This is a genomic window from Pseudomonas sp. NFACC51 (assembly GCF_900103575.1).
GTDB classification, from domain to species: Bacteria; Pseudomonadota; Gammaproteobacteria; order Pseudomonadales; family Pseudomonadaceae; genus Aquipseudomonas; species Aquipseudomonas fluorescens_Q.
The window spans coordinates 46,480-71,789 of record NZ_FMXH01000009.1 but is presented as its reverse complement, the minus strand read 5'-3'; the positions used below and the strand labels follow the sequence as shown (position 1 = coordinate 71,789).

General features: G+C 61.8%; 21 protein-coding genes. 12 read left to right on the top strand and 9 right to left on the bottom strand.

All coding sequences use genetic code 11. The annotated features are described in order from the left end of the window. Positions 1–41: 41 nt before the first annotated feature. Positions 42–2,255 carry an LTA synthase family protein gene (locus BLT00_RS18745; RefSeq protein WP_092147577.1) on the bottom strand — a complete coding sequence of 738 codons (2,214 nt, stop codon included), beginning with the start codon at positions 2,253–2,255 and terminating at the stop codon, positions 42–44. A 321-nt stretch (positions 2,256–2,576) separates the two neighbouring features. Here BLT00_RS18745 and BLT00_RS18740 point away from each other — a divergent pair, with 321 nt between their 5' ends. The 4 genes from BLT00_RS18740 (at position 2,577) to BLT00_RS18720 (ending at position 7,765) form a co-directional block, all read left to right on the top strand. Further along, a complete protein-coding gene (locus BLT00_RS18740; RefSeq protein ID WP_092147579.1) occupies positions 2,577–3,479 on the top strand; it encodes a LysR family transcriptional regulator in 903 nt (300 codons plus the stop codon). Between the two features lie 125 nt (positions 3,480–3,604). Beyond that, positions 3,605–4,231 carry a glutathione S-transferase family protein gene (locus BLT00_RS18735; protein ID WP_092147582.1) on the top strand — a complete coding sequence of 209 codons (627 nt, stop codon included), beginning with the start codon at positions 3,605–3,607 and terminating at the stop codon, positions 4,229–4,231. Positions 4,232–4,434: 203 nt separating this feature from the next. Beyond that, positions 4,435–5,628, top strand: coding sequence for a DUF3142 domain-containing protein (locus BLT00_RS18725; protein ID WP_092147587.1), 1,194 nt, complete (start codon positions 4,435–4,437; stop codon positions 5,626–5,628). Beyond that, positions 5,615–7,765 carry a hypothetical protein gene (locus BLT00_RS18720; protein WP_092147590.1) on the top strand — a complete coding sequence of 717 codons (2,151 nt, stop codon included), beginning with the start codon at positions 5,615–5,617 and terminating at the stop codon, positions 7,763–7,765. Before BLT00_RS18725 ends, BLT00_RS18720 begins: the two co-directional genes overlap by 14 nt. 173 nt (positions 7,766–7,938) lie before the next feature. Here BLT00_RS18720 and lpdA read toward each other — a convergent pair whose 3' ends face one another. Beyond that, a complete protein-coding gene (lpdA, locus tag BLT00_RS18715) occupies positions 7,939–9,339 on the bottom strand; it encodes a dihydrolipoyl dehydrogenase (RefSeq protein WP_092147593.1) in 1,401 nt (466 codons plus the stop codon). Positions 9,340–9,560: 221 nt separating this feature from the next. On the opposite strand from lpdA, the gene BLT00_RS18710 reads away from it, so the two are divergent. The 5 genes from BLT00_RS18710 (at position 9,561) to cfaB (ending at position 16,896) form a co-directional block, all read left to right on the top strand. Next, positions 9,561–11,522: a protease modulator HflK gene (locus BLT00_RS18710; protein WP_092147596.1), complete on the top strand. Its 1,962-nt coding sequence runs from the start codon at positions 9,561–9,563 to the stop codon at positions 11,520–11,522. Next, positions 11,519–12,559, top strand: a complete 1,041-nt coding sequence (hflC, locus tag BLT00_RS18705; protein ID WP_092147599.1) for a protease modulator HflC — start codon at positions 11,519–11,521, stop codon at positions 12,557–12,559. The genes BLT00_RS18710 and hflC overlap by 4 nt, the downstream gene beginning before the upstream one ends. Next, a complete protein-coding gene (gene hflK / locus BLT00_RS18700; RefSeq protein ID WP_092147602.1) occupies positions 12,556–13,608 on the top strand; it encodes a protease modulator HflK in 1,053 nt (350 codons plus the stop codon). Before hflC ends, hflK begins: the two co-directional genes overlap by 4 nt. Further along, positions 13,605–15,524 (top strand): heavy metal translocating P-type ATPase, encoded by a 1,920-nt coding sequence (locus BLT00_RS18695; RefSeq protein WP_092147605.1) that lies wholly within the window; start codon positions 13,605–13,607, stop codon positions 15,522–15,524. Before hflK ends, BLT00_RS18695 begins: the two co-directional genes overlap by 4 nt. A 184-nt stretch (positions 15,525–15,708) precedes the next feature. Beyond that, positions 15,709–16,896 (top strand): C17 cyclopropane fatty acid synthase CfaB, encoded by a 1,188-nt coding sequence (gene cfaB, locus BLT00_RS18690; protein ID WP_092147608.1) that lies wholly within the window; start codon positions 15,709–15,711, stop codon positions 16,894–16,896. On the opposite strand, the gene cls is transcribed toward cfaB, so the two are convergent. Further along, a complete protein-coding gene (gene cls / locus BLT00_RS18685) occupies positions 16,893–18,332 on the bottom strand; it encodes a cardiolipin synthase (RefSeq protein ID WP_092147611.1) in 1,440 nt (479 codons plus the stop codon). The genes cfaB and cls overlap by 4 nt on opposite strands. A gap of 141 nt (positions 18,333–18,473) precedes the next feature. Between cls and BLT00_RS18680 the strand changes: the two genes are divergently transcribed. After that, positions 18,474–18,995, top strand: coding sequence for a DUF3617 domain-containing protein (locus BLT00_RS18680; RefSeq protein ID WP_092147614.1), 522 nt, complete (start codon positions 18,474–18,476; stop codon positions 18,993–18,995). A 125-nt stretch (positions 18,996–19,120) separates the two neighbouring features. On the opposite strand, the gene BLT00_RS18675 is transcribed toward BLT00_RS18680, so the two are convergent. The 5 genes from BLT00_RS18675 to BLT00_RS18655 all read right to left on the bottom strand — a co-directional run bounded on the left by BLT00_RS18675 (position 19,121) and on the right by BLT00_RS18655 (position 22,944). Then, on the bottom strand, positions 19,121–19,996 hold the full coding sequence (locus tag BLT00_RS18675; RefSeq protein ID WP_092147617.1) for a metal ABC transporter substrate-binding protein: 876 nt from the start codon (positions 19,994–19,996) through the stop codon (positions 19,121–19,123). Positions 19,997–20,007: 11 nt separating this feature from the next. Continuing rightward, entirely contained in the window at positions 20,008–20,874 is an 867-nt protein-coding gene (locus BLT00_RS18670) for a metal ABC transporter permease (protein ID WP_003207012.1), read from the bottom strand. Next, positions 20,874–21,542: a metal ABC transporter ATP-binding protein gene (locus tag BLT00_RS18665; RefSeq protein WP_092147620.1), complete on the bottom strand. Its 669-nt coding sequence runs from the start codon at positions 21,540–21,542 to the stop codon at positions 20,874–20,876. The genes BLT00_RS18670 and BLT00_RS18665 overlap by 1 nt, the downstream gene beginning before the upstream one ends. Then, complete coding sequence (gene folE2 / locus BLT00_RS18660; protein WP_092147623.1) at positions 21,539–22,435, bottom strand: GTP cyclohydrolase FolE2; 897 nt, start codon at positions 22,433–22,435, stop codon at positions 21,539–21,541. Before folE2 ends, BLT00_RS18665 begins: the two co-directional genes overlap by 4 nt. Positions 22,436–22,551: 116 nt before the next feature. Continuing rightward, the gene (locus BLT00_RS18655; RefSeq protein ID WP_092147626.1) at positions 22,552–22,944 is read right to left on the bottom strand and encodes a glutamine synthetase; all 393 of its coding nucleotides are present in this window, start codon (positions 22,942–22,944) and stop codon (positions 22,552–22,554) included. A gap of 138 nt (positions 22,945–23,082) precedes the next feature. Between BLT00_RS18655 and zigA the strand changes: the two genes are divergently transcribed. Both zigA and BLT00_RS18645 read left to right on the top strand, forming a co-directional pair. Beyond that, the gene (gene zigA, locus BLT00_RS18650) at positions 23,083–24,291 is read left to right on the top strand and encodes a zinc metallochaperone GTPase ZigA (RefSeq protein WP_092147629.1); all 1,209 of its coding nucleotides are present in this window, start codon (positions 23,083–23,085) and stop codon (positions 24,289–24,291) included. Next, positions 24,291–24,941 carry a DUF1826 domain-containing protein gene (locus BLT00_RS18645; RefSeq protein WP_092147632.1) on the top strand — a complete coding sequence of 217 codons (651 nt, stop codon included), beginning with the start codon at positions 24,291–24,293 and terminating at the stop codon, positions 24,939–24,941. Before zigA ends, BLT00_RS18645 begins: the two co-directional genes overlap by 1 nt. Here the strand turns inward: BLT00_RS18645 and BLT00_RS18640 are convergent. Beyond that, on the bottom strand, positions 24,938–25,291 hold the full coding sequence (locus BLT00_RS18640; RefSeq protein WP_063323710.1) for a hypothetical protein: 354 nt from the start codon (positions 25,289–25,291) through the stop codon (positions 24,938–24,940). The genes BLT00_RS18645 and BLT00_RS18640 overlap by 4 nt on opposite strands. Positions 25,292–25,310: the final 19 nt, after the last annotated feature.

The window sequence follows — 25,310 nt, the reverse complement described above, 5'->3', positions numbered from 1 at the left end:
CCGAACATTAGAACGCGCAGCCATGGCTGCGCGTTTTTTGTTCAACTGGATTGGGCCTCGCGGTCTTCCTGCATATCGTCCAGGTATTGCGGCTGGTCGGTCTGGTCCGGCAGTTCGGTCACGACGCTGAAGTCGCTGATCTCGATGGCGCCGACGCCATGACCGAGCAGATGGAAGGAAAACGCCTTGCGCTGCTGCGGGTTGTCGAAACGGAGGTTCATCACCAGCGGCTGGTCGGGTGTCACCGCCACGTCTGTCGGCAGGTCCATCGACACATCCTGCTCGAACTCCTTGGCCTTGAGGGAGATGTAGGCGGCATGGTCAGCGTCCACGGCGCGGATGGTCAGGCTGACGCGGGTCTGCGAACCCTTGGGCATTTCCAGGTACTGGGCACCGATCAGGTTGTCGGTCCAGTCGTTGGTGACCTGGGCCGGCAGCGGGATTTTATTCGTACTGCCGAATTGATAGTGCTGGTTCAAGGGAGTGCGCAACAGCGTCTGGTCCAGGGCCGTCGCCCGGGCGCCGATCAGCCTGGCGCGCTGGCCGCTGTATTGCCCGCCATAGGTGGCACGGTCGGCGATGAAGCCTTCGCTGGTGTAGTAACGGCAATGCTGGAGGAAATCGCACTCGGTGAACGTACCCTTGCCGTCGTGGTAGCGCAGCTTGCCGTTGGTGAACGACATGATTTCCCGACCCGTTGGGTAGTCCCTGAACATCGAGCGACCGGATAACGATGTGGGCACCGTAAAGCCGAAGTAATCGAGGATCGAGGCGGTCAAGTCGACGTGGCCGTAGGTGCCTGACTTGATCCGGGGCAACGGCTCCGGCGCCAGCGTCAGGTTGAATCCCCAGGACGAGGCCAGCCGCACGTCGTCGATGCCATGGGATTCGTCCGAGGTGATGACCACCAGGGTGTTGTCCAGGATGCCCTGGCGCTCCAGGCCCGCGAGGAAGTTTTCCAGGGCATCGTCCAGGTAACCTACCGCTGCCTGCTTGGCGGTGTCGTAGCGTTGCAGGTAGTCATCCGGCGCCGAGTAGGGCTGGTGCGTGCCCACGGTCAGCAGGGTCAGCATCCAGGGTTTGTCCGCTTGTTGCAGTTGCCCGACGTAGTCCAGCGCGCCTTCAAAGAAGGTCTTGTCGTCCATGCCCCAAGGGAATTCCAGGTAGGCGGGGCGAGTGAACCACTCCATGCCCAAGGTCGTGTCGAAGCCGATGTGCGGCATGATCCGGTCCTTGGCCATGAACCGCAGGCCCGCGCCCTGGAGGAAATGCGTGGAAAAGCCGTTCTGGCGCAACTGGGCCGGCAGGCAGGCCTGGTTGCGCTGGGTCTGGTTGAGCATTTCGACGCCTTTGGGCGTGCCGTTATCGAGCTTGTCGTAGTCGCCACACAGCATCGCGTAGAGGCCGCGAATGGTCTGGTGGCTGTGCAGGACGTAATCGGGTGTGTTCATGCCGCGCTCGGCCCAGGCACTGAGGTGCGGCATCAGGTTCTCCTGATAGCTGCTTTTCAAGGCCTGGCGGTTGGCCCCAACGTAGGCACCGGGAATGCCCTCCAGGGCGATGACCAGGACGTTGCGCGCACGGCCCGGTTCGGCCAACAGTCTGTTGCCATCGAGGTCCAGGCGGGTCAGCCCCTCCATCGGTGGGGCCGGGTCCACCGCATCGCCGTCGAGCCATTGCCGGGCCTGGTCCTGCCCGGCGGCGATACCTGCGGTGATGAGTTGGTGAGGCAGGTTGAACACGCTCCATTGGTCCGCCTCGCTGGGGCGCCAGGCTTGCAGCGCGCCGTGGCCCAACAGGAGCAACACGGGCACGGCCCAGGCGTGGCGAGGCAAGCGTGGCGCCTGGCGTGGGCGGCTGGTCCATTGAGTAACCAGCCAGGACACCAGCGCGGACAGCTGGAGCGCGGCCAGCCAGGGATGGGCGAAGCCACCGCTGCTGGAGTTCTCAACGAACTGGGGGTCGATCAGGTAATGAATGTCCGAAGGATTGGGCATCCGCCCGACCGCGCTGACCAGCTCGATGCTGGCCAGGGTCAACGCGCTCCAAGCCAGCAATACCGGGAACGCCAGCCACCCAGGACGGCGATGGAGCAGCACGATCAGCAACCCGCCGATACCCAGGTCCGAGAGATAACCTAGCGGGTCGGACCAGCCCAGGGCGAGACGCAGGCCCATGGGGACGAGTAGTACGCAGCCAATCAGGGCGATGAGGGCGGCGCGGGGGTGGTTTAAAGCGCGGTAGAGAATATTCACAAGAAACAGGCCTTTCGTTGAAGCCAATCCATTGAGCAACACACTCACCCTGTGGGAGCGAGCTTGCTCGCGATAGCGGTGTGCCAGTGTGTGACTGACGCCATCGCGAGCAAGCCCGCTCTCACAGGAGGTTCCTTCCTTCGGTCATGAAATTGTCATGGAAAGGGATGGTACCAAGGGCAATTGCCCCTGGCCGAGCCAATGTCCCGGTGTCTGGCTGCGCTACGCTGTGGTTCACTGGCCCAGGCCTCTACAATGGCCGCGTAGCGCTGCTTTGAGACGCGCAGAAAACTTGTATCAGGATTTCTCATCGGGGGATGGATGGACAGGTTCCAGGAAATGCAGGTTTTCCTCGCCGTGGCCCAGGAGTCGGGATTTTCGGCGGCAGCGCGGCGCTTGGGGCTGTCGGCGGCCAGCGTCACACGGGCGGTGGCGGCGTTGGAGCAACGCATCGGCACGCCATTGCTGGTGCGCACCACCCGCAACGTGTACTTGAGCGAAGCCGGCCAGCGCTTTCTCGAGGACAGTCGCCGGATCCTGAGCGACTTGCAGGAAGCCGAGGATTCAGCGGCCGGCAGCCACGTCCAACCCCGTGGGCAGTTGACGATTACCGCGCCGGTGCTGTTCGGTCAGTTGTTCGTCACGCCGCTGCTGGTGGATTACTTGCACCGGTTCCCCGAGGTCTGCATCAACGCCTTGCTGTTGGACCGCACGGTCAGCCTGGTGGAGGAGGGCATCGACGTTGCCCTGCGCATTGGCGAACTGCCGGACAGCAACCTGCACGCCGTGCGGGTCGGTGAAGTACGGCGAGTGGTGTGCGGCGCCCCGGATTTCTTCGCACGCCACGGGCGGCCCCGGCATCCGGAGGATTTGGAGCGAATGCCCGTGGTGGCATCATCGGCCATTGGCCAGGTCAAAAGCTGGACCTTCATCGATTCAGGCCAACCGTTGGCCGTCCGGCCCGTGCCTCGGCTGGTGGTGACGGCCAACCAGGCCGCGATCACCGCCGCCTGCCAGGGGTTGGGGATGACGCGGGTCCTGTCTTACCAAGTGGCAGGCAACGTGGCGGCCGGGGAACTGGAAATCGTCCTGGCCGATTTTGAATTGCCGCCTCTGCCGATCCATGTGGTGTACCAGGGCGGGCGAAATGCGCCGGCGCGGGTCCGCAGTTTTGTCGATTTCGTCGTCGGTGCACTGCGCGAACATCCGGCCTTAAGCGGTTGAAGCATTGTTTCGCTGGCTGAAACAATGGATTGCATTTCTGGGTGATTCTCTTGGTTTTGCCTGGAGCGGAAGATGACCCCATCGACGCCGTTGTGCTGATGGCGTCACTTCCTGCGGAGTCGACCATGAACCCTATCAAGCACTATCACTTCCCGCTGTCCGGCCATTCCCATCGCGTTCAATTGATGCTTTCGTTGCTCGGGCTACCGGTCGAAGAGGTCTTCGTCGACTTGGCCAAGGGCGCGCACAAACAGGCGGACTTCCTGGCGCTCAATGCGTTTGGCCAGGTGCCGGTCATTGACGATGACGGCGTGGTGCTGGCGGACTCCAACGCGATCCTGGTGTACCTGGCGCACAAATATGGCAAGGGCCGCTGGCTGCCGACCGATCCTGTTGGCGCCGCCCGGGTGCAGCGCTGGTTGTCGGCGGCGGCTGGGCCGATCCACGCGGGCCCGGCCACGGCGCGACTGATCACGGTGTTTGGCGCGGCCTACAACGCTGAGGACGTGATTGCCCGTTCCCACAACGTGCTGAAAGTCATTGATCAAGAATTGAGCAACCGTGCTTATCTGGCGGGTGACGCTGCGACCGTCGCGGACATCGCCGGCTACAGCTACATCGCCCACGCACCCGAAGGCAATGTGTCGTTGGAGGACTATGCCCATGTGCGGGCCTGGTTGGCGCGGATCGAAGCCTTGCCCGGGTTCGTGGGCATGCCGCGTACGGTTGTCGGGTTGCAAAAGCACGCCTGAAACGGAACCCGGTGGCGAGGGGATTTATTTTCACTGTGGGAGCAAGGCTTGCCCGCGATGAAGGCACTGCGGTCTTTCAGAGATCGAGGCGTCTGTTTCGCGAGCAAGCTTTGCTCCCACAGTAGGATCAAATCTCCTCTGCACCATTTCCGCTTCGACCCGAGTGGCGGTAATCTGCTGGGCTTTGATGGGGGTGAGGCTCCATGACTTTTCTTTTCCGGCTCTCCCTGGCCCTTGCCGTGTTGCTTTTGGGGGGCTGCGAACAACCTCCGGTCCCGGCCCTCGATCAACAGCTCTACATCTGGCAACGCCAATGGATCCCGGCCCACGCGCTGGCGCTGCGCCAAAGCCGGGGAGATTTTTCCACGCTGCGGGTGCTGGCGTTGCAGGCTTTTCCCGGGGCGGGCTGGAGCCGTGCGCGGATCGATCCGGCCTTGCTCAAGGTTGATGGCCGTCCGCTGATCGCTGTGATTCGTCTGGACGGTCAGCTCAAGGCTTTGGACCAGGACGAGGTGATCGCGCAGATCCAGCAGGTGCTGGGCGATTGGCAAGCCCAAGGCCTGACTCCGATAGGGGTAGAAATCGACCACGATGCGGGCAACGCACGGTTGCCGGCTTATGGAAAGTTCCTCGGCCAACTGCGGCATGTCCTGCCGGCCAACGTGCGGTTGAGTATTACCGCGCTACCGGCCTGGCTCGACAGCCCGGCATTGCCTGGGTTGTTGGAAACGGTGGACAGCAGCGTGCTGCAGGTCCACGCGGTGAGCGACCCGAGGCAGGGATTGTTCGATCCGAAACAGGCTCGGCACTGGGCGCAACGCTGGAGCGACATCACCACACGGCCGTTTTATCTGGCCCTGCCGGCATACGGCGTGGCGCTGCTGACCCAGGAGAGTGGCGCGCCGATGGTGGAAAGCGAAGTGCCGATCGATCGCGGTGGCGAGCGGCGGGAGTTGCTGGCCGATCCGCAACAAGTGGCCGGGCTTGCGGCAGATTTGCGTGCCGATCCACCGAAACATCTCGCTGGATTGATCTGGTTTCGCCTGCCGCTGGCCGGCGACCGACGTGCGTGGAGCCTGATCACGCTCGGCGCCGTCGCCCGGGGAGATAACCTGGACAGTCGCTTGGCGTTGCAGTGGGGGGAGCAGGGTGGTTTGTACGATATCCGCCTGGTTAACCAGGGCAATCTCGACAGTCCCTGGCCCCAGCGCCTGACGCTGGCTGTCGGCGCGTGTGACGGCGTCGATGCCTTGGCCGGCTATACGTTGCAACAAACCCCCGGACTGCTTACCTTCACCCGCGTTCAGGAAGGCCGCTTGGCGGCTGGCAGCCAACGGGCAATCGGTTGGGCGCGCTGTACGAAAATTGACCAAGGAGGTTTCAATGTTTACCCGTAAGTGGCCTCGTCACCTGCTGTGCCTGAGCCTTTGCCTGCCGCTGGGCCCGGTGCTGGCTTGCGGGCCGGATTTCCCGATGCGCCTGCTGGATAACCGCGCCCAGTCGCTGGCCGAATTACCCGAAGGCAGCTTTCGCTTCGAGGTCAGCCGTCTCGGCCAGGCGATTGCCGGGCTCAAGCCGGCCACCGAGGCGACACGCAACCCGGACTACAGCTATGACGACCCGCCTTCCTACGTTGAACAACGCAACCAGGCCGAGCAGATCGGCCTGACCCCGCCGCAGCAAGCGGTGGTGGAGCGCCTGCGAGCCCTGACCGATGTTGACCAGGTGGCAGCCGAAGCGGCCAACCTGCCTGATGAGCTGCGCTTGTATGCGATTGGCGCGGCGGCTTTCAACATCGGTGAGCATCAGCGCGCTGTGGAGGCGTTCCAGCAATTGCTGGCGTTACCGGCTGACCAACGTCGGTTGCGCAGCACCTGGGCCGCATACTCCCTTGGCCGGGCGTTGTTCGCCGTGAGCACCGAGGCCGGCAGCGGCGACCCTGTGGTCTTGCAGGACCAGGCGCGAGCGGCGTTTCGCCTGGCCCGCGAGTTGAGCATTGCCGGCTTCAGCGATCCGCTGGAACTGGGCGTCGCCAGCCTTGGCGAAGAAGCCCGGGTGGCCTACACCGCTGACGATTGGGACAGTGCCATCGGCCTGTATGCGATCCAGAACCTGCAAGGGTCTCCGGTCGGCTACAGCTCGTTGCTGCAATTGGCCGGTGATTTGAGCGTCCAGCCGGATGAGCGCTTGAGCGAACTGCTCAAGACCCCGTTGGTGCAGCGGTTGGTCACCGCCTACCTGCTCAGCCGCGTCGGCTGGTGGGACGGTGAAGAACCCTCGGGCGAGAAAAGGCTGTTCGAACTGTTGCAAGCCAACGCCCGGGACAATCTGGGCGATGCCGACCGTTTGGCGGCGGTGAGTTACCAGCACGGCGATTACGCCAGTGCCCAGGCTTTTGCGCAAAAGGCTGCCGACACCGGCCTGGCCTGGTGGGTGCGTGCCAAGCTGGCCTTGCGCGACGGCGACAAAGTGGCCGCGGCGGCGGCTTATGCCAAGGCTGCCCAGGCTTTCCCGAACGATGAATCCTGGGGCAGCCGGCGGACACCGGATTGGAACTTCGAGTCGGTGCAGCCCAAGTGCCGGGTCGAAGGTGAAAGCGCGATCCTGGCCTTGCAGCGCGGCGATTACCTGCAAGCCTTCGATCAGCTCTATCGCGGCCAGAGCAACTATTGGTACGACGCTGCCGCAGTTGCCGAGCGTGTGCTGACGGTGGATGAGCTCAAGCAGTACGTCGACGCCCAAGTTCCGGCGCCACCGGTGTTGAGTCAGGAGGATCGGGACAACTACGTGCCGCTGCCGGTGGCTGCGAGCCTGCGCAATCTGCTGGGTCGTCGCTTGCTGAGGGAGGGGCGCTTTGATGAGGCACCGGCTTATTTCGATAACGCAGACTTGCAGAACAAGGCCCGCGCCTATGGGCAATTGCGCCAGGACGCGGAGTCCAAATGGTGGCCAACCCGACGGGCCGAGGCCTATTTCAATGCGTCCTGGATGGCGCGCAAATGGGGCATGGAGTTGCTTGGCTATGAGATGGCGCCGGATTACGCCAGCCTGGGAGGCAATTACAGCCTGGAACCGGTTGAGCTGAAGGTCGGGCCGCTGGTGGCCGAAGGCGAAGTGCAACGCCAGCAGGCCAGCGCCGCGCAGCCGGATGTGCGTTATCACTACCGGTTCGTCGCCACGGCGCTGGCGAGCCAGGCGGCGGATCATTTGCCGCATACCAGCCAGGCGTTTGCGGCGGTGCTGTGCAAAGCGGTGGGGTACAACTCCAGCCTTGAGGAGCAAAGCGCGCTGTATCAACGCTATGTGAAGGAAGGTCCGTATGTGGATTGGGCCGGGGATTTCGGTCATCAATGCCAGGAACCGGACTTCAGCAAGGCGAACAAACGCTACGTGACCCAGGCCTTGGACCCGATGCGTTCGGCGCTGCGACCTTACAAGGCCTGGTTGGAAGTGGGCGGGGCCGTGCTGGTGGTGGCAGTGGCGTTGGGATTGATCAGTCGGCGCCGGCGCAAGGCGCGGATGTCGGCTAGCTAACGGGCGAACACCGATTGTGGTGAGGGAGCTTGCTCCCGCTCGGCGGCGAAGCCGTCGTAGAATCGGCTGATGCGATTTGCCCGAAAATCGCGTCAGCCGATTTGGGGCGGCTGCGCCACCCAGCGGGAGCAAGCTCCCTCGCCACAGGTGTTCATTCCCGCTTTGCGTTGTTCCTACATCTGTGTCGCCATCCCCTCCACATCCATGGCCGCCTGGCGCAAAGCCTCCGAGCGGGTAGGGTGTGGGTGGCAGGTCAGGGCGATGTCCTCGGCTGAGGCGCTGAATTCCATGGCCACGCAGTATTCACCGATCATCTCACTGACGCTCGGGCCTACCAGGTGCACGCCAAGGATCTCATCGGTGCGTTCATCGGCCAGGACCTTGGCGAACCCTTCGGTCTCATGGTTGATCTTGGCTCGGCTGTTGGCGGTGAAGGGGAACTTGCCGACCTTGTAGGCACGGCCTTCGGCCTTGAGTTGTTCCTCGGTCTTGCCGACGCTGGCCAGTTCCGGACGGGTGTAGATGACGCTGGGAATCAGCGCATAGTTGACCTCGGCGGCCTTGCCGGCGATCTGTTCGATGCAGGCCATGGCTTCGTCTTCGGCCTTGTGGGCCAGCATCGGTCCGGACGTCACATCACCGATGACCCAGACGCCGGGCGCTTCGGTCCGGTGATTCTGGTTGGCGAGCATGCCGCGCTGGTCAGGGCTCAGCCCGACGTTCTCCAGCCCCAGTCCTTGCGTGTAAGGCCGACGACCGATGGCGACCAGCACGTAATCGGCATCCAGGGACTGTGCTTCGCCGCCCGCTGCCGGTTCGATCTGCAATTGCACGCCGCTGGCCGAGGTCGTGGCGCCGGTGACCTTCGAACTCAACTTGAACTGGATACCTTGTTTAGCCAAGGCCCGCTGCAAGGTCTTGCCGGCCTCGCCGTCCACGCCCGGGCAGATGCGATCGAGGTATTCCACCACGGTCACCTGGGCACCCAGGCGCCGCCAGACCGAGCCCAGCTCGAGGCCAATGACGCCAGCGCCGATCACCACCAGATGCCGGGGCACCTCACCCAGGGACAAGGCGCCGGTGGAGTCGAGGATGCGCTGGTTGTCGATTGGCACGCCTGGCAGCGGCATAGGTTCCGAGCCCGTGGCGATGACGATGTCCTTGGCGCTGAGTTCGGTCTTGGCGCCATCGTCGCCGGTAACGATCACCTTGCCGGGCCCGTCGATGTGGCCCCAGCCTTTGATCCAGTCGACCTTGTTCTTGCGAAACAGAAACTCGATGCCCTTGGTCAGGCCGGCCACGCTTTCGTCTTTCTGCTTCATCATCTGCGCAAGGTTGAGGGTGGGGCTGACTTCAATGCCCAGGTTGGCGAATTCCGCTCCCGTGGCGGCTTCGTACAGTTCCGAGGCATGCAGCAAGGCCTTGGAGGGCATGCAGCCGACATTCAGGCACGTGCCGCCCAGGGTGGCTCGGCCTTCGACACAGGCGGCTTTCAACCCCAACTGCCCGGCCCGAATCGCCGCGTTATACCCGCCGGGTCCGCCGCCCAGAATGATCACGTCGTAGTTGCTCATCGCTGCTCTCCTGCTTGGCCTGATAGAAAATTATGCTCGTAATATGAGCGTTTCCGCAGATTTCGGTCAAGGCTTAAGTCAAGAGGCCTGCGTTGGCCTTGTCATGAAGAATTCAAAACGGAAATTTCACAGGAATCGTTATAAGGTAACGGCATATAACGCAGCCTCAGTGGGCATTTGTCCACGGGCCGGATTTTGATCGCCACGAGTGTTGGGGTGGTATGCAAGTCGATCTTGATGTCGAAGGGGCACAGGTGGCCGAATGGCCGCGTTTTCAGCAGGCGTCGTTCCAAGGGCGCCGCTTGAAGCAGATCGCCTTCGCCCTGGGAAGCGTGGCGGGTTTGGGGCTGGTACTGGCATTTTTTATCGGGGTGTTTTCGCCGCAATCGCTGTGGCCGGTTCTGCTGGTCAGCCAAGGTGCGGGACTCTTGGTGTTGGTAGCGGGTTTGCAATCGGCCTGGTGGGTGACGCAATGGCGTAGCAGGGCGCTGCTGCCAGCTGTGGATAACCCGCCTGTGGAAAACGAGCCTGTTGATAACCTGGGTTGGTATGAGCGGCTGCTGGAGCGAATCGGCGCACGCGGGGTCGGTCTGCTGAAACTGATCGGTGCGCCTGCGTTGTGGCTGGCCGGTTGGTCATTGCTGGTATTGCTGGGCCTGGAGCAAGCCTGGAATTTGCAACTGCCGGCTGCCGCCCTTGGTGTCCCCGCCAGTGTGGGGGCGGTGTTGTCGTTGTTGTTGGCATTCGGGCTATTAGTGTTCGAGCGGCAATTGGCCCAGCAATCTCCCGGTGAGTGGCCGGAAGCGCCGCCGCTGGCGCAACTGACGCGGGTGGCGATCATCGTGCTGGTGCTCGGCGCTTTGTGTTTGTTGTTCGTCGCAGAAACGTCCATCTGGCCGCTGCGCCTGGCCGTGCTGATGGGGCTGTTGCCGGGCGTGGTGGCGGCCGAGTTTTTGCTGCGGGCTGTGCTGTCGTTATTCATTCCGCGCCGGGACGCCCTGGAACCGACGCTCTTGGGCCGCAGTGTGATCGCCGATCTGCTGCGCTGGCCGCCGCAACCGTTGCTGGCCTTGCAACATGAACTGCACAACCGTTTTGGCATCGACTTGCGCCAGATCTGGGCCTTCAGCTACATGCGCCGGGCTTTTTTGCCGGTGGTGGCGCTGGTGGTGCTGGTGGGCTGGTTGTTGACTGGCGTGCACGAAGTGCCGCTGCAGGGGCGTGGCATCTATGAGCGCTTTGGCAAACCGGTAGAGGTGTTCGGCCCGGGCTTGCATGTCGCGTTGCCTTGGCCGTGGGGCAGGGTGCTCAACGTCGAGAATGGCGTTGTGCATGAACTGGCGACCAGCGTCGCGGAGAATCGAGCAATGGTCGAGGCTGAACCGGCGGAGGGACCGGCGCCGGCAATCGCTAATCGGTTGTGGGACGCCAGCCATGTGAACGACAAGTCCCAGGTCATTGCCAGTCGTCGTGCCGACCAGCAGAGCTTCCAGATCGTCAACATGGACGTGCGCTTTGTCTACCGCATCGGCCTGACAGACGCCGCGGCCTTGGCGGCGACCTACAACAGCGCCGATGTGCCGACGCTGATCCGCAGCACCGCCAGCCGCATCCTGGTGCATGAGTTTGCATCGCGCACGCTGGATGGTTTGCTGGGTGCTGATCGTGTCAGCCTCGCCGATGAAATCGGTCGCGCCGTCCAGGCTGATTTGCAATCGCTCGATAGCGGTGTGGAAATCCTGGCGACGGTTGTGGAGGCGATTCATCCACCGGCTGGTGCGGCCAATGCCTACCACGGCGTGCAGGCGGCGCAGATCGGTGCGCAGGCATTGATCGCCCGAGAGCGCGGCGCGGCGGCCGAACAGACCAACCAGGCACAATTGCAAGCCAGCGTCGCCCATGACCAAGCCACGGCTACCGCCCGGGAAATCAACGCAACCGCCCAGGCTGCCGACCTGCGCTTCAGTGCCGACCGCAAAGCCTACGCGACGGCGGGGCACGCGTTTGTGCTGGAGCATTACCTGGGCCAACTCAGCCAAGGCCTCGCCAATGCCCGGTTGCTGATTCTCGATCATCGCCTGGGCGGCAGCGGCAACGCGCCGACCATCGACTTGCGTACCTTCACGCTGCCGGCAGACCCTGCGTCGCCGCGTAACCCTGTCCCGCCAGGAGCTGCCCATTGAGCCAGTCCTCTTCACACGATCACCACGACCACGCTGGTCACGATCACGGCCATGCCGGTCATCAACATGGTCATCATCACCACCATCATGGCGATCCGCAGCAGGCCGGTCCGTTCCCGTGGCGGCGCATGGGTTGGGCAGCGTTGCTGGTGGCGTTTGCCGTCGCGGCCGCAAGCCTGGTGCAAGTGCGCTCGGGGGAGGCCACGGTCATCACCCGTTTCGGCAATCCGGCGCGGGTGCTGCTGCAACCTGGCTTGGGTTGGCGCTGGCCGGCACCGTTCGAGGCGGCGATTCCGGTGGACCTGCGGTTGCGCACTACGTCCAGCGGTTTGCAGGATGTCGGCACTCGTGATGGGCTGCGGATCATCGTCCAGGCCTACGTGGCGTGGCAGGTGCAGGGTGACCCGGAAAACGTGCAGCGTTTCATGCGCGCGGTGCAGAACCAACCGGACGAAGCCGCACGGCAGATCCGCACCTTCGTCGGCTCGGCGCTGGAAACCACCGCCGCCAGTTTTGACCTGGCGAACTTGGTTAACACCGATGCCAGCCAGGTGCGCATCGCCGATTTCGAAGCTCAACTGCGTCAGCAGATTGATCAGCAGTTGCTCACCACTTATGGCGTGCGCGTATTGCAAGTCGGCGTTGAGCGCCTGACCTTGCCCTCGGTGACGCTGACGGCGACGGTGGATCGCATGCGCGCCGAGCGTGAAACCATCGCCACCGAACGCACCGCCGTCGGCAAGCGCGAAGCGGCGCAGATTCGCTCCGCCGCAGAACGTGATGCGCGAGTCTTGCAAGCCGATGCCACGGTGAAAGCCGCGGATATCGAAGCGCAGTCGCGAGTAGAAGCCGCTGAGATCTATGGTCGGGCATACGCCGGCTCCCCGCAGCTCTACAATCTGCTCCGTTCGTTGGACACCTTGGGCACCATTGTCAGCCCAGGGACGAAGCTGATTTTGCGCACCGATGCGGCACCATTCCGTGTCCTGGTGGACGGTCCGGTTTCCGTGGACGGCAAAGGTGGAACACAACCATGAGTTTGGTTCCACGTGGAACAAACGAGTTATCCAGCCCGTGGATCCAGGCCGGACGCCTGGCATTTCTTGCGCTTTACGCCGTCACGGTGTTGGCGGCGTTGGCCTGGCTCTTTTCCAACGTGCGGCAGATTGATCCGCAGAATCGCGCGGTGGTGCTGCACTTTGGCGCCTTGGATCGCATCCAGAATGCCGGTCTTTTGTTGGCGTGGCCTCGTCCTGTGGAACAAGTCGTCTTGCTTCCCGCTGCGGATCGGGTGCTTGAGCGGCGGGTGGAGAATCTGCTGCGCTCGGATGCGGCCCTGCAGGCTGATCGTGTGGCCAGTTTCGCCACGCCGGTTAGCGATGCTTTGGCCGGCTCTGGTTATTTATTGACCGGTGATGCCGGCGTGGTGCAACTCGATGTGCGGGTGTTCTACAAAGTCACCGACCCTTACGCCTTCGTCTTGCAAGGTGAACATGTCCTGCCGGCACTGGACCGATTGGCGACCCGCAGTGCCGTGGCCCTGACCGCAGCCCGGGACTTGGACACCATTCTGGTGGCTCGCCCCGAACTGATGGGCAGCGACAACCAGGCGGCCGAACGCCGCGAACGCTTGCGTGGCGATCTGGTGCAGGGGCTTAACCGGCGCCTGGCTGACCTGGCGGCGACGGGGCAGGGGTTGGGCATCGAAGTGGTGCGGGTCGATGTGCAATCGAGTTTGCCGGGGCCGGCGGTGAGTGCCTTCAACGCGGTGCTGACGGCCGGCCAGCAGGCCGATAAAGCCGTGGCCAACGCGCGCACAGAAGCCGAAAAGCTCTCCCAGTCCGCTCGCCAAGACGCCGACCGTGCCGTGCAAGTTGCCCATGCCCAGGCCAGCGAACGACTCGCCAAGGCTTCGGCCGACACGGCCACGGTGCTGGGCTTGGCGAAGACCCAAGGCAGCGATCCGCAAATGCTGCTGCGCCTGTATCGCGAACGCATGCCTGCCATCCTTCGCCAGGCCGGTTCAGTGACGACGATCGACCCGAAAGACGATGCCCGTCTGATCATCCAGGGAGCCGGACAATGACCGCCCAAACCAGCGCCGCACCAATGTTGTCCTCGACGGAACAACGCATCGCCGCCAGGCAACTGACCTTGGCGATGCTTGCCCTCGGCTTGCTCGCATTGGGGCTGGTATGGCGCGGCTGGTCGCCAGAGCAGAGCGGTGTCAGCCAACTGCTATTGGGGTTCGCCTCGCTATTGGTGGCGGTGCCGGTGATGCGTTCGGCCTGGTACAGCTTGCGTTACCCAAGCCTGCACGGGATTACCGACCAACTCATCGCCCTGGCGATGCTCGGTGCCTGGGCCACGGGCGACCTGCTGACGGCGGCGTTGTTGCCGATCATCATGATCTTCGGGCATGTGCTGGAAGAGCGCAGCGTCATTGGCTCTCAAGAGGCGATCCATGCCCTTGGCCAACTGACCCGCAGCCAAGGTCGCAAGGTGCAGGCCGACGGTTCGATCATCGACGTCGACAACGCGACACTCCAGCCCGGCGATGTCGTGGAGGTGCGCGCTGGCGATCGAGTGCCGGCCGATGGTCGGGTGTTATCCGGCCAGGCCAGCCTCGACACCGCACCCATCACGGGTGAGTCGGTGCCGTTGGAGGCTGTGGTCGGCACAGAAGTCTTTGGTGGCGCGATCAATCTGGATGGCCTGCTGCGCCTGGAAGTGACCCGGACCGGCGAAGAATCAACCCTGGGCAAAGTCATCGCCCTGATGCAAAACGCCGAACGCTCCAAGCCGCCAATCACTCGCTTGCTGGAACGCTACGCCGGCAGTTACCTGGTGCTGGTGTTGCTGCTGGCGGCGGTGACCTGGTTCGTGACCAACGATGCCCAGGCGATGCTGGCGGTATTGGTCGCCGCCTGTCCTTGTGCGTTGGTGCTTTCGGCGCCGGCCACCGCCATTGCCGGGATCGCGGTGGCGGCGCGCCACGGGATCCTGATCCGCAGCTCGGCCTTCCTGGAAGAACTGGCGGACCTGACGTCGTTGGTTGTCGATAAGACCGGTACTTTGACCTACGGCGTCCTGCGCCTGCAATCTATCGAACATGTCCAGGATGCTCCCTCATCGCTGCTGTTGTCTTTGGCTGCCAGCCTCGGTTCGGCCAGCAGTCATCCGGTCAGTCGGGCGTTGGCAGGGCTGGCGGAACAGGAAGACTGCCTGGCGCTGACGGACATTCATGAGCGCCAGGGGTTGGGGGTGGTCGCGATGACCGCCCAGGGCGAAGCGGCGCTCGGGCGACCGGAGTTGTTTGCACAACTGGGCATTCAAACGTCAGCGGTCCCGGAGCATGACGGCCCGATTGCCGGCCTGGCCCTGGACGGGCAATTCCTCGCCTGGCTGTTGCTGGCCGACAGCGTCAAGCCGGAGGCGCGGGTTGCCATGGCCGAGCTGCGCGAGCTGGGCCTGGGACGTCAGTTGCTACTGACCGGCGACCGCCAGAGCGTGGCCACGACCCTGGCCCGGGATGTCGGCATCGGCGACCTGCAAGCCCAGGCCCTCCCTGAAGACAAACTCAAACGGGTCATGGCCGAAATCGACCATGGGTTCCGCCCCATGGTGGTGGGCGATGGCATCAACGATTCCCTGGCGCTCAAGGCCGGAGTGGTGGGTGTCGCAATGGGCGCAGGCGGTGCAGACATCGCACTGGCGTCGGCAGACATCGTGCTGATCGGCAGCGACTTGCGCCGCCTCGGCACCTGCGTGCGATTGAGCCGCCAATGCAGGCGCACGTTGCAGGTCAACGTGATCATTGGCTTGGGCTGGACACTGGCAATCGTCGCCTTTGCCGCCTTCGGCTGGCTCGGTGCGGCGGGGGCGATGATCGCCGCGCTGCTGCATAATCTCAGTACCCTGCTAGTGTTAGGTAATGCGGGGCGATTGCTGCGATTCCAGGAGCCGCTCCTGAAAATCCAAGCGAAGGGAGCCGTTGGATAACCCTTGGCGAACTGTGCGTCACCCTTGCAGTCTCTGTTGGAGAGGGCGTACCCATACTGGCGTTACCCGGCACAAGGAGTGAATTTGGGACAGTGATAGAGAAAGGCTATAAATTCGATAGCCTGCTATTTTTCTATGATGGTCTACCCTCATTTCAGACGTCTGAAACAAGGGGGGATTATTCATGCTCGCGCAACTTCCACCGGCCTTACAGAATCTGCATCTACCGCTTCGGTTGCGGCTCTGGGATGGCCATGAGTTTTCACTGGGCGACGACCCCAGTGTCACGATCGTGGTCAAGGACCCACAAATGGTCGCGCAATTCACCCATCCGAGCCTGGATGCGCTAGGAGCGGCATTCGTCGAAGGCAAACTGGAGCTCGAAGGTTCGATTCACGAAGTCATTCGTGTCTGCGATGAATTGAGCCAGGCCTTGGTCGAGGATGACGTCGACAATCCGCCGGTGCGATCGCTCCACGACAAGGAAACCGACGCCAAGGCGATCTCCTATCACTACGATCTTTCCAACGCGTTCTATCAGCTATGGCTCGACAGTGACATGGCCTATTCCTGTGCCTATTTCGAGACGGGCAGTGAAAGCCTCGAACAGGCCCAGCAAGCCAAATTCCGCCATTTGTGCCGCAAGCTGCGATTACAGCCGGGTGACTACCTGCTGGATGTCGGTTGTGGGTGGGGCGGCCTGGCCCGTTACGCGGCACGCGAGTTCGGTGCCAAAGTCTTCGGGATTACCCTGAGCAAGGCGCAGCTGGCACTGGCGCGGGAGCGGGTCAAGGCAGAAGGCCTGGAGGATTCGGTCGAGTTGCAATTGCTGGATTACCGCGACCTGCCTCAGGACGGTCGTTTCGACAAAGTGGTCAGCGTCGGTATGTTCGAGCATGTTGGCCACGCTAACCTCGAGCAGTACTGCAAAACGCTGTTCGGCGCGGTGCGTGAGGGTGGGTTGGTGATGAACCATGGCATCACCGCCAAGCACACCGACGGTCGTCCGGTCGGTCGTGGTGCCGGTGAATTCATCGAGAAGTATGTATTCCCCAACGGCGAGTTGCCGCACCTGTCGATGATCTCTGCCGAGATCAGCGAAGCGGGGCTGGAGATCGTCGACGTGGAAAGCCTGCGCCTGCATTACGCGCGCACCCTCGATCATTGGAGTGAACGCCTGGAGGACAATCTCGAGGCCGCCGCGAAGGAAGTGCCGGAACAGGCGTTGCGGATCTGGCGTCTGTACCTGGCCGGCTGCGCCTACGCATTCGCCAAGGGTTGGATCAATCTGCACCAGATCCTGGCGGTGAAGGCCCACGCCGACGGTAGCCATGAGTTGCCCTGGACCCGCGACGACATCTACACCCCTTAGAGAATCGGGGAAATAAGCCGGGCGATCCGCATGCCGATCTTTTGCAGGCGGTGGGTCTCCCGGCTTTCCTGTTTGTCGATTTCCACGGCTTGGGCGAAGTCCTGCTCAAGCATCTGCTCGACCTCGGTGGCGAACGGAATATCCACCGTGAGCAGCATGACTTCGAAATTCAAGCGGAACGAACGGTTGTCCAGGTTCGCACTGCCGATGGCGCTGATTTCACGGTCGATCAGCACCACTTTCTGATGCAGGAAGCCCGGCGCGTAACGGAACATCCGTACACCGGCCCGCACCGCCTCAAACGCATACAGGCTGGACGCGGCGTAGACGATCTTGTGGTCTGGCCGCGAGGGTAGCAGGATGCGCACGTCCACCCCACGCAGCACCGCCAGGCGCAAGGCCGCGAACACCGCTTCGTCGGGGATGAAGTAAGGCGTTGTGATCCAGACTCGCTCGCTGGCCGCATGGATAGCCTCGACGAAAAACAGCGAACAGGTTTCGTAGGCATCGGCCGGGCCGCTGGTCAGCAACTGGCAGAGCACTCCGTCGTCCGGGTAGGTGTCTGGCAGGATCAGCGGTGGCAGCGAACGGGCCGCCCAGAACCAGTCCTCGGCAAACGACTCTTGCATACTCCCCACCACCGGGCCGCAGACTTCGACATGGGTGTCGCGCCAAGGCGCCAGGGGCGGCTTTTCGCCCATGTATTCATCGCCCACGTTGTGCCCGCCAACGAAGCCTAGAACGCCATCCACCGCCACGATCTTGCGGTGGTTGCGAAAGTTGACCTGGAACCGATTGAGCCAGCCGCTGCGGGTGGCGAAGGCTTTCACGTGGACGCCACCGTCGCGCAACGCCTGGACGTAGCGGTGGGGCAGGGAGTGGCTGCCAATGCGGTCATAAAGCAGATACACCGCCACGCCTTCGGCGGCTTTTTTCAGAAGCAGTGTCTGCAGGCGCAGGCCGAGGTGGTCGTCGTGGATGATGAAAAATTGAATCAGCACGGCCTGCCGCGCGTTATCGATGGCCTGGAAGATTGCCTCGAACGTGGCCTGCCCATTGACGAGCAAACGCACCTGATTGTTCGCCAGGCACGGTGTGCGCCCCAGCTTGGGCATGGCCCGTAACGAATCGTAGGCCTGGGAGGCACGGGCGGTCAAAGCCTCTTCAACCCACGGCCGCCAGTTCAGCTCGGAGATCGCCTTGCGCATCTCTTCGTTGGCTTGTCGGCGCGCCTTGATGTAGCCATCAAAAGTGCTGCGCCCGAAAACCAGGTAAGGGATCAACGTCAGGTAGGGAATAAACAGCAGCGACAGGGCCCAGGCAATCGAGCCTTGGGCCGTGCGCACCGTCAATACGGCGTGGACGGCGGCAATGAAGCCCAGGGTGTGGAGCAGCGCGATCAGGTAACCGAAAACATGCGGGCCGAAATAATCCATGGGGCATTCTTGCTCCGGAAGTTTCAATGCTTAACAGACCATGTTCCATGGCGAATGTCGCTATTTAATTCACTCGTCCCGGGCCTGAACCGAAGGCTGAGGGCGGCGTCTAACGGCCACTTGTCCTCTGGAGTTTATGCAATGAATGTTCGTCTGCTGGGTGTGGCCTTGGTGATGGGGTTGTCGGTTCCGATGGCGGCTCAGGCGCAGATGCTCCAGCCGGGGTTATGGGAGCTGACTACCAGTAACATGAAGGTCGATAACCAGAACCTTCCGGACTTGCAACTGATCCTGGGCCAGGTGCAGAACCAGATGACTCCGGAGCAACGGGCGATGCTGGAAAAGCAGGGCATTACCATGGGCGGTAAAGGCATCCGCGTCTGCCTGACCCCGGCGCAGGTGCAAACCAATGACATTCCGCTGCAAGACCCGCAATCGGGTTGCAAGCAGCAGATCACCGAGCGTACCGGCAATCAGTGGAAGTTTCGCTTCAGTTGCCCGAAAGCCCAGGGGAACGGCGTCGCGACGTTCCAGAGCGATCGTGAATTCACCACCAAGGTCAACGGCACGTTCAATGCCACCGGCATCCAGCAGAACGGTAGCCTCGACACGCGTGCAGTGTGGCTGGGGCAGGATTGCGGGACGGTCAAGCCGAGGGCTTGAAGCTATTTAAAGGGATCGTTTGGTGAGCCCGTGGGAGCCAAGCTTGCTCGCGATGCAGGCAATTTCGGTGAGTCGCCAAGCGCGTCACCGTTCATCGCGGCAAAGCCTTGCACCCACGAATGCTCTCAAGGCCGACTCAGCGCCTCATACAACGTATTGAGGTTGTATTCGAAAAGACCAGTAAAGGTGCTAGCCGGTCCACTGGTCGCGAGTGCATCGGAGTACAGCGTACCACCGATGTGCGCGCCGCTCTCGTCGGCGATCTGCTTGAGCAGGCGTGCGTCCTTGATGTTTTCCATGAACACCGCTTTGACCTTCGCCTGACGGATCTGGGTAATCAGTGCCGCGACTTCTGCCGCCGACGGTTCACGCTCTGTGGATAAACCCTGGGGCGCCATGAACTCGATGCCATAGGCCTGGCCCAGGTAACCGAATGCGTCGTGGGAGGTCACGATCTTGCGATTGCCAGCAGGCAATGCACCGAGCTTGGCCTTGGCTTCGGCGAGCAGGGCATAGATTTTCTTCAGGTACGCCTGGCTGTTGCGTTCGTAGTCGGCCTTGTTGGCCGGGTCGGCTGCTTCCAATGCCTTGGTGATGTTGCTGACATACAACTCGGCATTCGCCAGGTTGTGCCACGCGTGCGGGTCGGGGATGGTCTCGCCATCCTCATCCAGTGAGCGCGGGATGACGCCGCGACTGGCGCTGACCACCGGGGCTGTGGTTTCAGTGCTGGTCACCAGGCGATCCAACCATGGCTCGAAGCCCAGTCCGTTCTTGATGATCAGTTTTGCCTTGAGCAATGCCTTGGCGTCGTCTGGCGTGGGTTCGTAGGTGTGTGCATCGGCGTCCGGCCCGACCATATTGGTGATGTGGATATGCTCACCGCCGACCTGTCGGGTCATGTCGGCGAGGATGCTGAAGCTCGTCACCACCTGAAGCTTTTCGGCGGCGGACAGGGACATGGACAGCATCAGACTGAATAGCACGAGCAGAACGCGCATTGGGAAACACCTCATTGGGATGTGAGCAAAGGCGGGCGGCGCAGCAAACCGTGCACCGGCCCGAATACCACCGACAGCAGATACAACGCGCCCGCCACCAGTACGATGGACGGCCCGCTGGGCAGTGAGTAGTAGAAGGACAACAACAGGCCAAGCCACACCGAGAGGCAACCGAGCAGCGCCGCGATCAGCATCAGCAGTGGCAGGCGACGGCTCCAGAATCGCGACGCGGCGGCCGGCAGCATCATAAGGCCTACCACCATCAGCGCACCGATGGCCTGGAAGCCGATCACCAGGTTCAACACCACCAGGGTCAGGAACACGCCATGGGCCAACGGGCCGAGACGACTGACGGTTTGCAGGAACAGCGGGTCCAGCGTATCGAGCAGCAACGGTCGATAAATCAACGCCATCGCCAACAGGCTGGCTCCAGAAACCCACAGCATGCCGGTGAGTGTCGGGCCATCTACCGCCAATGCCGAGCCGAACAGCAAGTGAAGCAAGTCCAGGCGTTTACCGGCCATGCCGAGGATTAACACGCCGGCCGCCAGGGAAATTGGATAAATCGCCGCGAGGCTGGCGTCTTCTCTTAGGCCGGTACGCCGGGTAATCCAGGCGGCGAGCCCGGCCATGCTCAGGCCCGCGCCCAGGCCGCCGATGGTCAAGGCTGGCAGGCTCAGCCCGGCGAACCAGAAACCCAGGGCGGCGCCAGGCAGAATGCCGTGCGCCACGGCATCACCAATCAAGCTCATGCGCCGAAGAATCAGGAACACACCCAACGGCGCCGTGCTGCATGCCAGCACCAGGCCGCCAAGCAAGGCCCGGCGCATGAAGACAAACTCTTGAAACGGTTGCCAGAGATGTGTGGCCGCAAGCATCAGGCCACCCACGTGTGGGGTTGTTGAGCGATCAAGTCGACGCTGCGGCCCAGCACGCAGCCGGTGTTGCTGATCAGCAGCGTATGGGGGATATGTTGGCGGACCGCTGCCAGGTCATGGCACACCACCACGACGGTTCGGCCCTGGGCATGCCAGTGATGGAGGTGTTTCCACAGCAGCGCCTGGCCCTGTTCGTCGAGGGCGGCGTGGGGTTCGTCGAGCAATAGCAGTGGCGCTTCGGCCAGGCTCAGGCGAGCGAGCAGGGCGCGTTGCAACTCGCCTCCAGACAACGCCATTAGCGGACGATGTTCGAGTCCGGTCAGCGCCCAGTCGGCCAGCACGGTCTGGAGCAATTGCCTTCGCTTCGCTGGCGTGTGTCGATTACCCCAGGAACCGGCCGCCACCAACGCTTGCAAACTGATGGGAAATTGCCGATCCAGATGTTGCTGCTGCGGCATGAACGAAACTCCACCACGGCGTGGAACATCCAAGGCGACTTTGCCGGAGAGCGGTTTTTGCATCCCCGCGAGCACTTTCAACAGGCTGCTTTTGCCCGAGCCGTTGGCTCCGATGATGGCGGTAAGACTCCCGGCCGGTCGCTGCATCGTGAGCGGCGGTGTGAGAGGTTGTCCGGGGGCGCCCCAGCGTAGCGCTTGGCAGTTGATCATGATGCCTCCCGAGTCCAGCGGCTTTGCGCCACGGCGTCATGGGCGTGCAGGCTTTCGGCATGAACAACGCGTACATTCAGAGCAACAATGTCGGGTGACCGACTCAGGGCGATGCTTAATCGCCGCGCGGCGTCTTCGCAGAACATCAGGTTTTGGCCGTTGGCCAGGGCGAAGGCCTGTTCATCGGCGCGCTTGACGGCGGTTTGCACAGCGGTGCCGAGGGCTGCTTCGGCTTCGTTGATGAAAAACTGCAGCGGCAAATCGTCGGTATTGGCGTTCAGGCGCAGACTCAGGAACGCCGTACTGCGTTGGCTATGAGGGGTGGCAACAATACCGTTCGATGAACCTAGCCAGGCCAGGATCTCGGCGTGTTCAAGTTTCTTGTTAGCGAAATCGTCGACGAATTGCTGTTGGATCAATTGCCGGGCAAGTGCGGCCGAACAAGGGCAGGTGGAGGAATAGGGAATCTGGATATTCAGTTCCACGTGGAACATTGCGTTTTTCAAGTGGGCTTCGATGCTCACGGGGTAACGTTTCCAACCCATCAGCGGGCTGATGAGTGCCGGACGCTTGAGCAGCAGATCGGTATGCACACTGAGCGACGCCGCGTGGGACAAGCCTTCGTGGCTGTCGAGAAATTGCTGAAGGATTCGGCGCAATAACGCTGGCGAAAGCGCAGTCTCTTCGAGCAGTTCCAGCGCCAGGTATAAGCGTGACATGTGAATGCCGCGCGCCTCACCGTCGTCAAGGCTGACACCTGCGTCGGCCATTGCGCTCAGCCGCTGGCCGTCAATCAACACCGGTGTTGCGATGCCACACATACCCACCCAATCAAGGGGTAGGGCTTGACGTGAAGCCTGCGCAGCGATGTCGGGCAGGGTTAACGCGTTCATGGTCAAGGTCCATCGAAGGTTCAAAATTAGATGTTATAGTATAACGTCTAATTTAAAAAAGCCTTTTCCATGAAGAGATTTTCATTTCCCCAAACGTTCACGTTCCACGTGAAACATCAGCGCGATGAATCCTGGCAGCCGTTCATACGTCCGCATACAAATGCACCCGCACTACCACCAGAGCTCGAGAAACGATTGAGCGTCGTCCAGCCCACACGCCGGCTGTATCCGACCCAACTTTCTCCATCCGATGCCAAACCAGTAAAGAAGGTGAGCTGACCGTAACGGCTGTTTGTTTGCGCCCAATAACGACGACTGGCGGCTTCAAATCCCCGCAAATAAATTGTGCTTCCCGCCGTTGCGACGCTGTAGGCATTGCCCTGAATGTCCGCGCACGCCAGCAGATTCGCACTGCGGGTGCAGTTCGCCAGGAGCGGGGTTTGTGCCGAAGCGCTTAACATCCACAGCAACAACGGGCTTGCCAATACGAATTTCAGATGACTGCGCATGGAATGATCTCCAACCAATGCGGGACGGCGGGGTGGTTGAATTGTGTTGTTATACTATAACATAAACGCGACCCCTGAACCTGGTCAGACCTGGAAACGAGCCGTAGTCGAAGCGGCCGCCCGATGAGGATATACCTGATGCCCAATCGTCTTCCCGTAACCGTGCTTTCCGGATTCCTCGGTGCCGGTAAAAGCACACTGCTCAACCACGTTTTGCGTAATCGCGACAATCTACGAGTTGCGGTGATCGTCAACGATATGAGCGAGATCAACATCGATGGCAGCGAAGTCCAGCGAGATGTCACCCTGAGTCGTTCCGAAGAAAAACTGGTGGAAATGAGCAACGGCTGCATCTGCTGCACGTTGCGCGAGGACTTGCTCAAAGAAGTCGGGCAACTCGCCAGGGAAGGGCGTTTCGATTACCTGCTGATCGAATCCACCGGTATTTCCGAACCGTTGCCAGTGGCGGAAACCTTCACGTTTCGTGATGAAGAAGGCCGAAGCCTGGCCGATGTGGCGCGACTCGACACCCTGGTCACGGTGGTCGATGGGGTGAATTTCCTGTTGGATTACCAGGCTGCCGAAAGCCTGGCGTCACGGGGCGAAACCCTGGGTGAGGAGGATGAGCGCTCAATCACAGACCTGCTGATCGAACAAATCGAGTTCGCCGACGTGATTCTGATCAGCAAGATCGACCTGATCAGTCAGCATGAGCGGGAAGAGTTGACTGCGATTCTGCAGCGTCTCAACGCCCAGGCGCAGATCATTCCGATGGTCATGGGGCAGGTGCCATTGGGCAGAATCCTCGACACAGGCCTGTTCGACTTCGAACGCGCCGCCCAGGCACCTGGCTGGCTACAGGAACTGCGTGGCGAGCACGTGCCAGAAACCGAGGAATATGGCATCGCCTCGACCGCCTACCGAGCACGCCGGCCATTTCATCCCGAGCGGTTCTTCAATTTTATCGACCGTCCGTGGCCCAATGGCAAACTCCTGCGCTCCAAGGGGTTCTTCTGGCTGGCCAGCAAACCTGAAGAAGCGGGCAGTTGGTCCCAGGCTGGCGGCTTGATGCGACATGGCTTCGCCGGGCGTTGGTGGCGGTTCGTGCCGAAAAACCAATGGCCGCAGGATGAAGAGAGCACAGCGGTGATCATGAAGAACTGGCTGGCCGCCACAGGCGATTGCCGTCAGGAGCTGGTCTTCATTGGTCAGGACATTGATTTTGGCCAACTCGCCGCTGAACTGGACGCTTGCCTGCTCACCGATGCGGAAATGGCCCTCGGGGTCGAAAACTGGCGGCTGTTGCCGGATCCGTTCGGCCCGTGGCATGACGAGGTCGCGGCGTGATGCTGGCGCCCAGTCTGAAAAAGGCTACGCAGGCACGACAGGTCCAAGGTGATACGCCAGGGGTATTCACGCAGATCCTGGACGACGGCACCAACCTGGCGGTCTGGCAGCGTCAGCTTCCTGCGCACATCAGCGATTTTGCGGTCATGGTGTTGGCGATGGACCAGTCCTTGGCCGAATCACGCGTGCTTGAGTTGCCGGAGGAAGACTCGCAGCCGGCGTTGCAGGGCCTGGCTGCAGGTTTCAGCGACCTGCAAGGCTATGAAGGCTTTATCGCCGATGTCTCCTGGCTCGTCAGTGCATTTGCCTGCCTATTGGGTGCCCAACGTGTCGGCCTGCGCCTGCGCACGTTGGACAAGGCGATGTGCCCACGCTTCCACGTTGACCACGTACCGGTGCGGCTGCTGACAACCTATGCGGGTGTCGGCAGCCAGTGGCTCAAGGAAGGTGTCATGGACCGTCGACGACTTGCCGAGCCTGAGGCTGAGCCCAGTGATCCACGCGTGATCCAGCAGTTTCGTTGCGGTGATGTGGGTTTGCTTAAAGGCGAAAAATGGCGCGGTAACGAAGGCCTTGGCCTGATTCATCGATCACCGGAGCCGGCGCCGGGAGAGCGTCGATTGATTCTAACGCTGGATTGGCTGGCTTAAGGCTTGAGCCAGGTGCCTTGGCTTTGCCCTTCGCAAAATGGCTGCAGGTACGCGGCATCGGTCGCCACGCCGTAATAGTGAATATCCTGGCGGTAAGGCATATTGGCGACCTGGGCGTTGCTGCAGATGCCGAACGCGCCGCCAGGGCATTGATCGACGTATTGCACCTCGACTTTCTGGCCGGCAAGGTTTGGCTGGCAGAAACCATCGGCAAATAGCTTCTGCGGGATGTTGCGGTTCTGCTGGCAGACCTTCACATCCAGCCGTTCCGCCTGACTGTGCACCACACAGGCCTGGGCCAGTGCCTGGTTGGAAGTCAGTGCCAGTAATAACCAGCCGATCATTCGCATATTCACCTCCATCGAAAGT